Annotated in this window: 9 protein-coding genes and 1 pseudogene; 6 read left to right on the plus strand and 4 right to left on the minus strand. The window is 77.7% G+C overall.

All coding sequences use genetic code 11. The features are described 5' to 3' along the window. Positions 1 to 13: 13 nt before the first annotated feature. Together DQ238_RS24230 and DQ238_RS11130 are read right to left on the minus strand one after the other, a co-directional pair. A complete protein-coding gene (locus DQ238_RS24230; protein WP_147263051.1) occupies positions 14 to 1,102 on the minus strand; it encodes a collagen-like protein in 1,089 nt (362 codons plus the stop codon). 534 nt (positions 1,103 to 1,636) lie between these two features. Beyond that, entirely contained in the window at positions 1,637 to 2,431 is a 795-nt protein-coding gene (locus tag DQ238_RS11130) for an enoyl-CoA hydratase/isomerase family protein (RefSeq protein ID WP_113781342.1), read from the minus strand. Positions 2,432 to 2,510: 79 nt separating this feature from the next. Here DQ238_RS11130 and DQ238_RS24235 point away from each other — a divergent pair. Beyond that, a pseudogene (locus DQ238_RS24235) lies at positions 2,511 to 3,632 on the plus strand (ResA-like WAxxUGC motif-containing protein). 120 nt (positions 3,633 to 3,752) lie between these two features. After that, positions 3,753 to 9,695 (plus strand): DUF3320 domain-containing protein, encoded by a 5,943-nt coding sequence (locus DQ238_RS11145; protein WP_113781345.1) that lies wholly within the window; start codon positions 3,753 to 3,755, stop codon positions 9,693 to 9,695. A gap of 33 nt (positions 9,696 to 9,728) precedes the next feature. Here the strand turns inward: DQ238_RS11145 and DQ238_RS11150 are convergent, their stop codons facing one another. Both DQ238_RS11150 and DQ238_RS11155 read right to left on the minus strand, forming a co-directional pair. Further along, entirely contained in the window at positions 9,729 to 10,124 is a 396-nt protein-coding gene (locus tag DQ238_RS11150; RefSeq protein WP_113781346.1) for a type II toxin-antitoxin system VapC family toxin, read from the minus strand. Next, entirely contained in the window at positions 10,121 to 10,357 is a 237-nt protein-coding gene (locus DQ238_RS11155; RefSeq protein WP_113781347.1) for a hypothetical protein, read from the minus strand. Before DQ238_RS11155 ends, DQ238_RS11150 begins: the two co-directional genes overlap by 4 nt. 216 nt (positions 10,358 to 10,573) lie before the next feature. On the opposite strand from DQ238_RS11155, the gene DQ238_RS11160 reads away from it, so the two are divergent. From DQ238_RS11160 to DQ238_RS11170, 4 genes are read left to right on the plus strand one after another with little or no spacing between them, the layout of a single operon-like run. Beyond that, positions 10,574 to 11,677: a serine/threonine-protein kinase gene (locus DQ238_RS11160; protein WP_158550767.1), complete on the plus strand. Its 1,104-nt coding sequence runs from the start codon at positions 10,574 to 10,576 to the stop codon at positions 11,675 to 11,677. A gap of 55 nt (positions 11,678 to 11,732) precedes the next feature. Beyond that, the gene (locus DQ238_RS22790; RefSeq protein WP_158550768.1) at positions 11,733 to 11,870 is read left to right on the plus strand and encodes a hypothetical protein; all 138 of its coding nucleotides are present in this window, start codon (positions 11,733 to 11,735) and stop codon (positions 11,868 to 11,870) included. Between the two features lie 4 nt (positions 11,871 to 11,874). After that, positions 11,875 to 13,038, plus strand: coding sequence for a hypothetical protein (locus DQ238_RS11165; RefSeq protein WP_113781349.1), 1,164 nt, complete (start codon positions 11,875 to 11,877; stop codon positions 13,036 to 13,038). Beyond that, on the plus strand, positions 13,035 to 14,708 hold the full coding sequence (locus DQ238_RS11170; protein WP_147263053.1) for a hypothetical protein: 1,674 nt from the start codon (positions 13,035 to 13,037) through the stop codon (positions 14,706 to 14,708). The genes DQ238_RS11165 and DQ238_RS11170 overlap by 4 nt, the downstream gene beginning before the upstream one ends. Positions 14,709 to 14,736 lie beyond the last annotated feature (28 nt).

A 14,736-nucleotide genomic window follows, 5' to 3' on the forward strand; every position in this document is an offset into this window, starting at 1 on the left:
GTGCACGGTTCCATCAGGCGATGGACCGCACGTTGGACAGGTCGGCGGCCGGCTGGTTGTTCGCCGCGGCGTCGGTGTCGACGATGGCACGCAGGAACAGGCCGCCCTGCAGCTTCACCAGCCGGGACGCCAGCGTGGTGACGTAGCGGACGCCCACCCGCGGGTCGAGCAGGGTGCGCGGCGAGACGTCCAACGCCGCCTGCTTGACCTTCGCGGCGAGCTCGGCGGCGCTGGGCTGGTAGAGCCAGGCCGGGCCGGACGGGCCCTGCGGACCCTGTACACCGGGCAGTCCGACCGGGCCGGCGGGACCGGCCGGGCCCTGCACACCCTGCGGCCCCTGGAGGCCGCGGACGCCGGGCTCGCCCCGCTCACCGAGCTCGCCCTGCTCGCCCTGGAGGCCGCGCGGGCCCTTCTCACCGGCCTCGCCGGTCTCGCCGATCACACCGCGCGGACCCTGGGCGCCGGGCAGGCCCTGCGCGCCCTGGGGCCCCTGCTCGCCGACCGGACCCTGCTCGCCGACCGGACCCTGCGGACCCCGCTCGCCGGCCAGCCCGGGCAGGCCCTGCGGCCCCTGCTCGCCGGGCCGACCGGTGGAGCCGGGGAGCCCGCGCTCGCCCTGCGGACCGGTCTCGCCCTCGGGGCCCTGCTCGCCCCGCGGACCCTGCTCGCCCCGCGGACCCTGCTCGCCCCGAAGACCGACCGCGCCCCTGGGGCCGCGCTCGCCCACGGGGCCCACCGGGCCGACCGGGCCCTTGTCGCCGCGCTCGCCCACCGGGCCGACCGGGCCGACCGCGCCCCTGGGGCCGCGCTCGCCCACCGGGCCGACCGGACCGACCGGGCCGGTCGGGCCCTTGTCGCCACGCTCGCCCACGGGGCCCACCGGGCCGACCGGCCCGACCGGGCCCTTGTCGCCGCGCTCGCCCGCGGGACCGACCGGGCCGACCGGGCCCTTGGGTCCGCGGTCGCCCCGCTCGCCTGCGGGGCCGACCGGGCCGGTCGGGCCCTTGGGTCCGCGGTCGCCCCGCTCGACGGTCACCGCGACCGTCGCGGTGGTCTCGGTGTCGTTCGTGGTCTCGGTGTTCGTGGTGTTCGACTGCGCCATCGTCGGAACTGGCCTCTCGTCGTGGCGGGCGGCAGCACGGGGGCGGCCTCCCGCGATCAGCGTCCGTCTCCGGCCCTCCGAGGACCGGGACCCATGCCGGCACAGCCGGCGTCGGACGTGCCGGCTCACGGGCCGGACCCCCTCTACGGTGCCCTCTCGCTAGCCGTAGCAAGCGGCCGGCCAGCAGTGAGCCCGCTCACAGGGACGTCCGGCGGGGCCCGTGATCCGACCGGGACCGCCTGGGTCGGAGGGGAGCGCCGACGCCAACCCGTTCCCTGGTCCGCCGTCGTGACCAGCCGCTACGGAACGGGATCCCCTCGGACACCTGCGGCTGGGAGCGGACCGGACGGCCACCCGGCGCCCACGGACGCCGCCCGGTCCCGGTCGACCGCTCTCGGGTGGTCGGCGGGCGTGTCGTCACTGCGTGCCTGTCGTTCGTGCGCTCGAGACCGTGGCGCCCAACCGGTCGCGCCAGCCGGGTGAGCCCTCCCGGTGCACCTCGAGTGGCCGGCGGGTGCGGCGCCGGCGGCGGACCTAGCGCCCACGCCACCGCGGCGGGCGCTTCTCCAGCCGGGCGGCGATGCCCTCCCGGCGGTCCTCGGACAGGTAGGGGTTGGGGCCGACGTCCAGGCGCAGGGCCTGCCACAGCGGCAGCTCGAGCGCCTTGACCGCGGTCTCCTTCATCCGGCGGACCGAGATGGGCGCGTTGGCGGCGATCGCCTCGGCCAGTCGCAGCGCGGTGGGCAGGACGTCGTCCGCCGGGACGAGGCGGTTGACCAGGCCCCAGCGTTCGGCGACCTCGCTGGTCACGTACTCGCCGGTGTAGAGCAGCTCCAGCGCGATGCCCATGGGGATGCGCTTGGGCAGGACGACGGAGCCGAAGTTGGCACCCATGCCGATCGTGGCCTCGGGCAGGCCCATGGGGACGCCGGGGGCGGCCACCCGCAGGTCGCAGGCGAGCGCCAGCTCGAACCCGCCGGCGACCGCGGCGCCGGCGATCGCGGCGACGACCGGTACCGGCGTCTGGGTGAGCACCTCGAAGACGGTGCGTCCGGGCCGGTCCATCGGCGGGCGGAACCGCTCGCCGCGGCGGTCGGCCTCGCGGATCTCGTGCAGGTCGAAGCCGGCGCAGAAGGCCGGGCCGGTGCCGGCGAGCACGACCGCACGGACGTCGTCGTCCTCGGCGCAGCGCAGCAGCTCCTCGACCAGGTCGGCCTGCAGCGCGGAGGAGAGCGCGTTGCGCCGCTCGGGTCGGTCGAGGGTGAGCACGCGCACGTGCCCGCGGTCCTCGACCACCAGTCCCGACTCCCGCCGCTGCGCTGTGCTCACGGGAGCAACCTGCGACGCCGCGGGCGGCGGGGCAACCGCACAGGGACCGGCCGGGCCGGGAGCGGGCTACCGTGCCGCCGTGATCCTCGACTCGCTCGACGTCGCGCCGGAGCGGTTCGCCGCCGGCACCGGCTGGCAGATCAAGCCGGAGGGCGCCTGTCGCGCCGAGGTCTGCGTGCCGCTGGGTACACCGGGCGGCTTCGACCTGGTCGCCACCGCTGAGCGGCTGCGGATGGCGCTGGTCCGCGACGAGGCGGCCGGGCTGTGGGCGCTCGGCCCGGCGACGCTCGGTGACCGGGCGCTGACCAGCGCCGAGGCGCCGGAGCTGGTCCTCGACGACATCGACGGCACCGAGTTCCGGCTCTCCTCGCTGCGCGGCCAGAAGGTGCTGCTGGTCGCCTGGGCGCCCTACTAGGGCTGCGCCTTCGACCTGCCCGGGTGGCAGGAGCTGCGCGCCGAGCTGCACCCCCGCGGGCTGGAGGTGGTCACCGTGTCGCTGGAGCTGTCCGGCCCGGAGGTCTCGCGGCCCCACGTCGAGGCGGCCCGCCCCGAGCACCCGTCGCTGCTGGACCCGACCCACCGCGTGGACGCCCTCTTCGGCGTGGTCAACGTCCCGAGCGTCGTGTGGATCGACGAGGACGGCGTCGTCGTGCGCCCGCCCGAGCCGGGGTGGCCCCGCTCCCGCGAGGGGCTGCCCCCCGGGATGGCCGAGACGATCCCCGCGGTCGGGCCGGCCCCGAACGCACCCCCGCCGCCGGAGGGGGCGCTGGAGCAGGGCGCCGTCCTGAACACCGGGCAGCACCGGGGCACCTACGCCGACGCCGTCCGCGACTGGGTGGCCCGCGGCGCCGAGAGCACGTACGCGCTGAGCCCGGCCGAGGTCGTGGCCCGGTCGCGACCCCGGTCGACGGCGGCGTCGGAGGCCGCGGCGCACGTCGAGCTGGCCGACCACCTGTGGCGGACCGGCCGGCGCGACCTGGCGATCGCGCACTTCCGCGCGAGCCACCGGCTGCAGCCGGACAACTGGACCTACAAGCGGCAGGCGTGGTCGCTGGTCAGCAACGAGCGGGTCGGTGGCCCGATCGGTCGGTTCGTGCAGGGCCCGGTGGCGGGCGAGGAGGCCGACTGGCCGTTCGACTCGGACTTCCGCTCCGACCTCGCCCAGCTCGGCGAGGGCGAGTACTACCCGAAGACCCTCTGAGCGGGTCGGCGGACCGGCCCGGGGTGCTCCGGAGCCAGACCGGCAGCAGCCGTCCCACCCGTCCCAGACGCCTCGGCAGCCTGATCGGACCGGTCCGACCGGGCCGGTACACAGGAGCGCATGAGCGCTCCGGACCTGCGGCCGACCGACGCCAGCGCCCGGCCGGCCGTGGCGATCCAGGCGACGACGACGCCGGTGCTCAGCTACGCGCTGGCGCACAACCGGGTGCCGCTGGTCTCCCGGCTGGCGTTCACCAACCACGGCGGACCGGTCCGGGGCGCCACGGTGCGCCTCGGCGTCCGCGACACGGAGGGCCCGATCGGCAGCCCGGTCGAGCTGACGGTCGACCTCGACGCCGGGCAGACGACGGTGCGCAGCGACGTCGGCCTGGTCGTGGACCCGGCGGCGGTGCTGCAGATCGAGGAGCAGCGGCCCGGCTCGATCGAGATCGACCTGCTGGTCGACGGCGAGGACGTCGGCGGCACCGCCGTCCCGGTGCAGGTGCTGGCCGCCAACCAGTGGCTGGCCGCGCCGGTCCCGCTCGCGCTGGAGGTGCTCGCCGCGCACGTGCTGCCCCACCACCCGTCGATCGGGGCGCTGGTCGACGAGGTCAGCACCCTGCTCGGAGAGCGGACCGGCAGCGCGGCGGTGCAGGGCCACCGGTCCGGCCCGGAGCGGGTCGACGAGATCGTCGCCGCGGTGTGCGAGGCGGTGCGCCGTCGCCGGATCCGCGCCACCGAGCCGCAGGCCGGCTGGGCCGACGTCGGGCAGCGGGTGCGCACCCCCGGCGACGTCCTCGACGGGCGGGTCGGCACCTGCCTGGACACCGCGGTCACCCTGGCCGCGGCGCTGGAGCGGGCCGGCGTCCGGCCGCTGCTGTGGCTGACCGAGGGAGCCGGCGGGACGGGGGCGACAGGACACGCCTTCTGCGGCTACTGGCGCGAGGAGCGCGGCGCGGAGAGCGCCGCCACCACCGACGTCGCGCCGCTGGTCGACCTGGTCGACCGGGGCTCGATCCGGCTGGTCGAGACCACGCTGCTCACCACCCGGGGCTCGACCGGGGCCGACCTGCACGGGGCCGCCCGCACCGCCTGGCTGGCCGGCGACCTCGACCGGGTCCTCGGCGTCACCGACGTCCACCGCGCGCGGCGCGACGGCATCGTGCCGCTGCCGGCCCGCACCCGCGGGCGGGACGGCGCGGTGCAGGTGGTCGAGTACGACCCGGCGGTGCACAGCGTCGCCGCCGGCCCGGTGCAGCGGACGCCGACCCCGGCACCCGAGGATCCCGGGACCCCGGCCCGCGTGCAGCGGTGGAAGGCCGACCTGCTCGACCTCTCCCTGCGCAACCGGCTGATCGACTTCACCGAGCGCGCCGGCCTGCCGCTGGCCGTCCCGCCTCCGCACCTGGCCGCGCTCGAGGACCTGCTGCGCACCGGCACCGCCGTCTCCCTCCTGCCCAGCGACCGCATCGCCGCCGTCCACCGCGAGCGGGGCGTGCGGTCGGCCGCCGAGCTGCCCGCCGAGGCCCTCCTCGACCGCGGGACGGTGCACGCCGACGTCACCGAGGGCGGCTACCTGCCCCGGCTGCGCACGCTGGCGCACCGGGCCAGGACCGTGCTCGAGGAGACCGGCGCCAACGCCCTGCACCTGGCGCTGGGCAGCCTGTTCTGGGAGCTCGACGGCCGGCCGCTGCGCTCGCCGCTGGTGCTGCTGCCGGTCGTCCTCACCCCCAGCAGCCGCACCGGCGTCTACCGGCTCACCCTCGACGACACCGTCACCGGCACGCCCAACCACTGCCTGCTGGAGAAGCTGCGCCAGGTGCACGGCCTCACCGTGCCCGGGCTCACCGGGCCCGCCGAGGACGGCCCCGGCACCGACGTCGACCGCGTGCTGCGGCTGGTGCGGGAGGCCCTGGCCGACGCCGGCCTCCCCCACCGCGTCGAGCCCACCGCCGACCTCGCCGTCCTGCCGTTCGCCGGGTACCGGCTCTGGGAGGACCTCGACGAGCACTGGGCCGACTTCACCGCCAACCCGCTGGTGCACCACCTCGTGCACGCACCGACCGAGCCGTTCGCCGACCCCGTACCCGACACCGCGGCCGCCACCGACCTCGACGAGCTCGCCGCACGGTGCCCGCTACCGGCCGACGCCTACCAGCTGCGCGCGGTCGCCGAGGCCGCGGCGGGACGCACCTTCGTGCTCGAGGGGCCGCCGGGCACCGGCAAGTCGCAGACCATCACCAACCTGCTCGCCCGGGCGGTCGCCGACGGCAAGCGGGTGCTGTTCGTCGCGCAGAAGCGGGCGGCCCTGGACGTCGTCGCCCGGCGGCTGGAGGCCGTCGACATGGGCCCGTTCGTGCTCGACCTGCACGGCGAGGGCCGCAGGGCCGCCGCCGTCCGCGCCCGGATCGGGACGGCGCTGGAGCACGCGGTCGCCGTCGACGGGCACGGTCTGGCGGCGGACGGCGAGGACCTGCGCCGGGCCCGCCGCACCCTGACCCGCTACGCCGACCGGCTGCACGCACGCAACGCCGCCGGGCTGTCCTACCACTCGGCGCGGACGGCGGTGCTCGCGGTGCGCGACGACGTCCCGCCGCTGCCGCTGCCGCCGGCGTTCGTGGCCGCCGCCTCCCCGGAGACGGTGACCGCGGTGCGCCGCGCGCTGGCGCTGCTGCCCGACATCGCCGACCTGGTGCGCCCCTCCCCGCGGCACGCGTGGGCGTTCGTCGACACGGCCGAGGTCGACCTGCCGGCCGCGCGGCAGGCCGCGGCCGCCGTCGACCGGGCCGTCCGCGACCTGCCCGCGCAGCCGCACCTGGCCGGCGTGCTGCGCGAGGTCCGCACCCCGGCCGACCTCGACGCTCTCGCCCACCTGCTCACCGGCCCGGCTCCGACCCTCGACGTGCTCGACGAGGTGCCGACCGCGCGGTGGGCCGCGGCGACGACGGCGGTGCTCGGGGAGGTCGCCGCGTTCACCGCCGCGGTCCACCCCGGGCTGGAGCGGGCCACCGCCGCAGCGCTGGAGCTGCCGCTGGCCGAGCTGTACGTCGCCGCGCAGACCGCGCAGGCCGCCCGCTGGTGGGCCCGCCGGCGGGGGCTGCGCGCCGTTCGGGACCGGCTGCGGCCGGTGCTGCGGGCCGGGGTCACGGTGCGGCTGGGCGACGTCCCCGAGCTGGTCGCGCAGCTGTGGCGGGTGCAGACCGCGGGGCAGGGCATCGTCGCCCGCGCCTCGGTGGTCCCCGGCCTGGCGGTGCCGGCCGGCTGGAACCCGGTGGCCGATCCCGAGCTGCTCGTCGGCCAGGTCGAGTGGCTGGAGCGGGCCGGCGCCGTCGCCGACAGCGCCAGCCGGTTCGCCGTCGCGCTGCGCCGCTGGGTCGTCTCCGGCTCCGGCCCGGACGCCTCGGCCGGCGCGGTGGTCGCCCGGCTGCGCGACGCGCTCGCCGGGCTGCTGCGGGTGTGCCGCAGCAGCCCGGCCCGGCTGGCCCAGTGGTGCGGGGACGACGGGCTGGTGCTGCGCTGGCAGATGACCCGCCCGGAGCGCGGGGTGGAGCACACCGGGCTGATGTCACTGCGCCGCTGGGCGGGCTTCGTCGACACCCTCGAGCCGCTGCGCGCGGCCGGCCTGCACGAGGCCCGGGCGCTGCTGCTCGGCGGCGAGCTGCCCGCCGACGACGCCGTCCGCGCGTTCGAGTCCGGGATGGCGCTGGCCTCGCTGGCCGAGCGCCGAGGCGCCTCGGATCTGGAGTCGTTCGACGCCGCGGCGCACGAGCAGGCGATCGCCCGGTTCACCGCGGCCGCGAAGGCGGTGCGCGAGCACCTGCGCACGGCGCTGCCCGCCGCGGTGCTGGCCGCGCGGCCGGTCGACGCTGCCGGCGGCGACCGGGTCGCTGCGCTGCAGCGGGAGCTGGTCGAGTCCCGGCGCGGACCGGGCGTGCGCGGGCTGCTGGCCCGCCACGGCGACCTGGTCACCGCGGTGACGCCGTGCGTGCTGGCCAGCCCCGAGTCGGTGGCCCGCTTCCTCCCCGCCGAGGTCGGCCTGTTCGACCTGGTCGTCTTCGACGAGGCCTCGCAGATCCGGGTGGCCGACGCGGTGGGCGCCCTGGGCCGGGCGCGCGCCGCCGTGGTCGTCGGCGACAGCCGGCAGATGCCGCCGACGTCGCCCACCGAGCCGTCGTCCGGCGCGGCCGAGGACGACGCGGCCGGGCTGGGCACCGCGGTCGAGGACGAGGAGTCGATCCTCTCCGCGTGCGTGCGGGCGCAGGTGCCCCGGCAGGAGCTGTCGTGGCACTACCGCAGCCAGGACGAGTCGCTCATCGCGTTCAGCAACGCCACCTACTACGGCAACCGGCTCTCCTCGTTCCCGGCCCCGACCGCCGGCCGCCCGACGGCGGGCGTCGACGGCCGCGGCATCTCGCTGGTGCGGGTCGAGGGCACCTTCCACCGGACCGGCGCCGGGCGGCTGTTGCGCACCAACCCGATGGAGGCCAAGGCGGTCGTCGCGGAGGTCCGTCGCCGCTTCGACGCGGTGCCCGTGGACGCCGCGCCGTCCGCACTGCCGTCGATCGGCGTGGTCACCTTCACCGCGCAGCAGCGGGCCTGCATCGAGGGCCTGCTGCACGACGCCGGCGACGAGCGGCTGGTCGAGGCGCTGGACCGCACCGACGGCGCGGGGCTGTTCGTCAAGACCGTGGCCGACGTGCAGGGCGACGAGCGCGACGTGGTCCTGCTCTCCACCGGGTTCAGCGCGGACGACCGCGGTCGCCTGCCACTGCACTTCGGGCCGCTCAACCGGGTGGGCGGGGAGCGTCGGCTCAACGTCGCGGTCACCCGCGCCCGCCGGCAGGTCGTCGTCTTCTCCTCGTTCGACCCCTCTCAGCTGCGCGCCGAGCAGACCTCCTCGGTGGGCGTGAAGCACCTGCGCGCCTACCTCGACCTGGCCGCGCTCGGCAGCGACGCGCTGCCCGGGGACGCCCGACCGGCCGCCGTCCCCGACCCGCACCGGGAGGAGGTCGCGGCGGCGCTGCGCGAGCGCGGGCTGGTGGTGCGCACCGACGTCGGCCTGTCGCGGTTCCGCCTCGACCTGTCGCTGGCCCGCCCCGACGCTCCGGACACCCCGGTGGTCGCGGTGCTGCTCGACGGGCCGGCGTGGGCCGCCCGCCGCACGGTCGGCGACCGCGACGGGCTGCCGGTCGAGGTGCTCTCCGGGGGTCTGCGCTGGCCGGCGGTCGAGCGGGTGTGGCTGCCCGCCTGGCTGTGCGACCGGGAGGCGGTGCTCGACCGGCTGGTCGCCGCCGTCGACGCGGCGCCGGCTCCGGTGCCGGTCCTCGCGGCGGCGGTCGAGGAGCCGGTGCTCGCCGCGCCGCCGGTCCCCGCCCCCGCCGAGCCGCCGGCCGCCGAGGTCCGGGTCGCCGTTCCGCTGCGGGCCGCGGCGCCTGCCGTGGTCGAGGCCCCGGTCGCGCCGGCGCCTGAGCCTGCGCGGCGGCCGTCGAGGAGGCGGGCGCCCGCACCCGCGCTGGACGGCGAGCGGCCGTTCGTGCCGTGGACGCCGAAGCCCGCCGGCGACCGCACGGTGCTCGACTCGCTCGCCGACCCGCGGGCCGCCCGGGCGGTCCGGCGGGTGGTGGCCGCCGGGCTCCGGGCGGAGGGGCCGGTGCACGCGGACCGGCTGGTCCGGCTGGCCGCCGGCGCCTTCGGCCTGTCCCGGGTCGGCGGGGCCCGCCGCGACGCGCTGCTGGGGCTGCTGCCCCCGGCCACCGTCGACGGCGCGTTCGTCTGGCCGGCGTCGCTGGACCGCGCGACCTGGACCGGCTTCCGCCGGCAGGCGGCGAGCGCCGAGCGGCCGCTGGAGCACGTCGCGCCCGAGGAGGTCGGCAACGCGATGGCGGCGGTGTGCCGGGCCGGTGGCGCGCTGGCCGCGGACGAGCTGTTCCTGCGGACGGCGGAGGTGTTCGGCCACCGCCGCCGGACGCCGTCCCTCACGCCGCTGCTGGAGGCCGCGCTCACCCGCGCGCTCGAGGCCGGCCGGCTCGTGCCCCGGGCCGACGGCTCGCTCACCCTCCCGTGAGCGCCGCACCCCGGGCCGTGGACGAGGGACCGGTCAGTCCGGCGTCAGGAAGGTGCAGGTGGGTCCGTTCGCCCGGGCCAGGCGCCGGTCCAGCGTCACCACGGGGACGTCCAGCTCCTCGGCCAGGGCGACGTAGGCGGCGTCGTAGGCGGTCACGGTCGGGTGCAGCTCCCAGACCCGCTCCGCGAACGGCTCGAAGCCGAACACCGCCACCCGCAGCTGCGCGAGGTCGTGGTGGGCCAGCGCCGCCACGTCACGGGTGAGGTGCCCGGCCATGACGTTGCGTCGCAGCGAGTTGGAGACCTCGACGAAGAGGTGGGCCGGAGCGGCCAGGGGCTGTCCTTCCATCGCTTCCCGGGCCCAGTCGCCCTCCGGTCCGTCGTTGACGAGGGCCGCGACGACGGCGGAGGAGTCCACGACGAGCGTCACGCTCGATCGGCGTCCTTCGCCTCCAGGATGGCCTCGACCGGCACCCGCGTACCCGTGGCCCGGACGCGGTGCCGGACACGCTCCCAGAACTCGTCGGGGCTGGGTCGTTCGGCCAGGGCGTTCAGTTCGGCCAGGACGTACTCCTGCAACGACTGCCCGGCCCGCGCAGCCCGCGCCGCGAGCACGTCCCGGGTCTCGTCGGGGACGTTCCGGATGGTCATGGAGACCGGCATGGCATCAAGGTAGCAGCTCCGCCTGCACCATGCATGCATCGGGGGTCGTCCGCCGACGTCTCAGGGTCGGGATGGGGGACGTCCCGGATGTCGTGGGTCCTCGGACTGGCGCACCATGGCGGGCTGGATGCACCGCACAGGCGGCCGGCTGCCATCTGCCTCACAGGCGGAGGACCTACCGTCGCCCCCACCGCCGTCGACGGGAGGCCGCACCGCGTGGACGAGGCGCTGCACCCCACCGGAGCCGTCGCCGACCTGGCCGCGACGCGCCAGATCGACCTGCTCGACCCCGGCGACCCGGACCGGATCGGCCCCTACGACCTGCTCTGCCGGCTGCCGCGCGGCGGCCAGGGCGCGGACGTCTTCGTCGGCTCGGCCGGCCCGGACGCCCCCCTGGTCGTCATCAAGCGGCTGCCCGAGGCCGCGCCGGAGCTGGCCCGGCGCCGGCTGGCCCGCGAGGTCGAGAACGCCGCCCGGGTGAAGAGCCCCCGCGTGGCGCGGATCGTCGACCAGGACCTGGACGCCGACGCGCCCCACTACGTGCAGGAGTACGTGGCCGGGACGCCGCTGGACGAGTTCCTCGCCCGCCGGTCGGGCGGGCTCAACACCGAGGAGCTGCGCCGGGTGGCGATCGGGCTGCTGCGGGCGCTGCGCGACGTGCACGCCGCCGGCGTCGTCCACCGCGACGTCAAGCCGGGCAACATCGTCATCTCCGGCAGCGACGTCTGCCTGGTCGACTTCGGCATCAGCCGCTACGTCGGGCCCGAGCCGGCACCGGGCACCGCCACCACCGGGCTGACCGTGGTCGGCACCAAGCTGTTCGCCAGCCCCGAGCAGCTGGCCGGCGCCGCGCTCACCGAGGCCAGCGACGTCTACAGCTGGGGCATGGTCATCGCCTACGCCGCCGGCGCCGTCCACCCGGTGGACCCCGACGACACCATGTCCGACGCCGACTACTACCTGGCGCTGCGGGCCGGCCGGCTCGATCTCAGGCACGTGCCGCCCGACCTGCGGAGCAGCGTCACCCAGGCGCTGCGGTTCGCCCCGGACCGGCGTCCCCCGGTGGCCCGGCTGCTCCGCCAGGTCGAGGCCGGGACCCGCTGGCTCGGCGAGACCTCGCAGGTCCCCGACCCGCGGACGACGGTGCGCGACCTGCTCTCGCCGGAGGCGCTGGCCGAGGCGGCGCGCTACCAGCTGGGCCGGTGGGAGCGGGCGGTCGCCGACACCCGGTCGGGCTACGCGGCGGCGCTCGCGGCGATGGTGCTGCTGGGCATCGTCGCCGGGCTGCTGCTGGCCGTCGTCTACCGCATCGTCGTCTGAACCGTGATCGTGGTCTGAACAGCCGGCTGAACCGTCGGCGCCCCGAGGAGGAACCGTGTCCGGGTTGTACGAGCGGGCCCTGGCCCAGCAGCGCCTCGACGCGCGTCGCCAGCGCTACCGGGAGCGGCGGCGGGTGCTGCTCGCGGTCCTCTGCGCGACCGCCGTGGTCTTCTTCGCCGTCTTCGCCCGCTGAGCCCGTGCGCGTCTGCCCCCGCTGCCTGGAGCCCCTGGACGCGCCGGTGTGGCGCGACGCCACCGGCGCGCCGCGGCGCCCGCCGGCCGAGCGGCGCAGCCGCTGGCAGCGCTGGCTCGACCCGCTGCGGGGCGAGCCGCTGCCCCCGCCCACGCTCAAGGACGCCGCCGGTGCCGCCGCGGCGAACGTCGGCCCCACCTGCCCGCGCGGGCACCGGCTGCCGCCGTCGTTCCTCGACCGGCCGACGATCGTCGTCGGCCTGGTGGGGCTGACCGGCGCGTCGAAGAGCACCTACCTCACCGTGCTCGTCGACCAGCTGCACGAGGGGGCGCTGGCCCCGCTCGGCGTCTCGGTGGAGATGGACGAGGACAGCGCGGCCCGCTTCGAGGACGCCCGCTACCGGCTGCTGGTCGCGCGCCAGCAGCTGCCGCTGACCCCGCCGCTGCTGGGCGAGGGCAGCTCGCCGGAGCCGTTCTCGCTGGTGCTGCGCGGCCCGGGCCGCGGCGGGGCCGAGCGCTCGGTCAACCTGGTCTTCTTCGACGCCTCCGGCGAGCAGCTCTACCGCAGCGAGGACATGGGCCGCTACGGGCGCTTCCTGTACGCCGCGACCGCGTTCCTGGTGATGCTGGCCCCCGGGGTGTTCCCGGGGCTGCGGCACCTCGCCGACCCGGGCGAGGAGTCCCTGGGCCTGGCCCGGCACACCCAGATGGTGGTGAACCTGGCCAACCTGGTGCGCAGCGCCCGGCACCTGCACCCCGACAGCGCCCTGGAGGGGGTGTCGACCGCCGTCGTCCTCACCAAGGCGGACAAGCTGCGTGCGGTGGCGGACTTCCCGGCCGACACCCTGGGCGACCCCGACCTCGCCGCCGTGCCGCTGGCGCACCGGTTCGAGGACGTGCACCGCACCAGCTCCCGGCTGGTGGACTTCCTGGAGGCCGAGGGCGGGTCGAACCTGCTCACCACGGCGCTGCACCGGCTGCCGCGGCCCACCGTGCACGCGGTCTCGGCCACCGGCGCGGACGCCCGGGACGGCGGCTACCCGCGGATCGCCCCGGCCGGCTGCCTCGACCCGCTGCTGGTGCTGCTGGCCCGCGCCGGGTTCCTCCCCGACGACGGGCTGGACGTCGACGAGCACGGCGCCGGGCTGTCCCGCGAGTGGTCGGGATGAGCGGCCGGGCCTGCCCGCAGGCGCTCTACACCTCGGCCGCCCGCACCCTGGAGGGCCCGGGGTTCGGCGTCCTCGCCCGGTCCGCGGACTGGCCGGCCGAGGTCGGGCGCAGCCGCGCGGCGCTCGGCGCGCTGGTCGGCTTCCGGCCGGAGGACGGCGAGGCCTACGGGTTTCTGCACCGCGGCGACGGGCGGGTGCTCTACCGCAAGGTCGCCGCCCGCGCCGACGGCTTCGGCCGGCCCGGCAACTACCTCGTGCACCTGCTGTGGGACGGCAGCGGCCGGCTCGGGGTCCGCGAGCTGCTGCAGCTGCGCCGCACCGGCCGGCTGCTCGCAGCGCTGCCCGAGGACTGCTTCCCCACCGCCGATCTCACGCCGCTGCGGGTGCCGCTCGCCGACCGCACCGTGCCCGCGCTGACCGCCGAGGACGTCGACGCCCTCACCCCGCTGCTGGCCGGGGTGCTGGCCGCGCTCGCCGCCGACCGCGGGACCTGCCCGCTGCCACGCCGGACGCCCTCGGGCCGGGAGGTGGCCGACGTCGTCTTCGCCGTGCTGCCCCGGGCGCTGACCGCCGCCGTCTCGCTGCACGCCGGCCCCCGGGCGGACGACGGCGACACCGCGCCGGTCACCGTCGAGCTGGCCGCCGCAGAGCCGGGCACCGCACCCCCGCGGGCCCCGGCCGACACCGAGCGCGCCCGCACGCTGCTCGAGGCCGTCTGCAAGGCCGAGCTGCCGCCGGACGACGTGGCCGACCTGCGCCGGCTGGACGCCTGGCTGTTCGCGGACGCCTGGGCCGAGCGGGACGCCGCCGCGCTGACCGCCGACCAGCTGGCCTGCGTGCTGGAGTCCCCCGCCGCGCCCGGCTGGCTGGCCCGCGGGCGCAACACCGCCGCCGCGCTGGACGCGGCCGAGGGCAGCCCGCTGGTCGAGGCGTCGCTGCGGGCGGCGGTCGAGCGGGAGCCCGCGGCCGCCGAGCTGGTCCGCACCGAGGTGGTGGCGGCGCTGCTCGACGAGGTGTTCGACGGCGCGGCCGGCCCGGCCGGGCTCGCCGTCGGGCTGGCCGGCGTGACCCAGGGCGACCTGTGCCGGGCCGTCGCCGACCAGGTGTCCCGCGGCCGGCGGGTGGCCCGGCTGGACCGCGCGACCGGCCTGCTGGTCGAGCAGGCGCTGAGCCTGGGCGTCGACCTGCCGCTGCTGCGGCTGACCGGCGACCACTGGCAGCTGGCGCTGCTGGCCACCCGGCGCCGGGTGGTCGGCGACGCGCTGGCCGACCAGTGGCGGCGGGCCGGCGCCGAGCAGTGGGACGACGAGCGGCGGGCGCTGCTGGGCAACCTGCTCGTCGCCGACGCCGGCTGGCTGGCCCGGCTGGACGGCGCCGTCCCGACGTCGTGCCTGCCGCCGGTGCTGCGGTGGGCGGCGCTGCGGTTGGACGCCGCCGGGGTGGAGCAGCTCGCCGTCGCGGTGGCGACCGGGGTGGGCGCCGGGCTGGGCTGGGCGCTGCGCGAGGTGCTCTTCGGCGCGCAGCTGCCCGCGGCCGACGCCGGCGGCGTCCTGGGCCGGCAGCTGGAGCTGCTGCTGGTCGACGACGGCTGGCCGCGGGAGCTGGCCGAGTCGCTCGCCCGCGGCTCCGAGGGCGGGGACGGCCCGCGCCGCCGCCGGTGGCGCGGGTGACCCCTGGGGCGGCTGGGACCGGACGACG

The organism is Geodermatophilus sp. TF02-6 (assembly GCF_003319115.1).
In the GTDB taxonomy this organism is placed as follows: Bacteria; Actinomycetota; Actinomycetes; order Mycobacteriales; family Geodermatophilaceae; genus Geodermatophilus.

Bases quoted from the DNA above. Each gene is read 5' to 3' on its own strand.
- DQ238_RS11145 (WP_113781345.1), top strand. From the start codon at position 3,753: ATGAGCGCTCCGGACCTGCGGCCGACCGACGCCAGCGCCCGGCCGGCC.
- DQ238_RS11170 (WP_147263053.1), top strand. From the start codon at position 13,035: ATGAGCGGCCGGGCCTGCCCGCAGGCGCTCTACACCTCGGCCGCCCGC.
- DQ238_RS24230 (WP_147263051.1), bottom strand. From the start codon at position 1,102: ATGGCGCAGTCGAACACCACGAACACCGAGACCACGAACGACACCGAG.
- DQ238_RS11155 (WP_113781347.1), bottom strand. From the start codon at position 10,357: ATGCCGGTCTCCATGACCATCCGGAACGTCCCCGACGAGACCCGGGAC.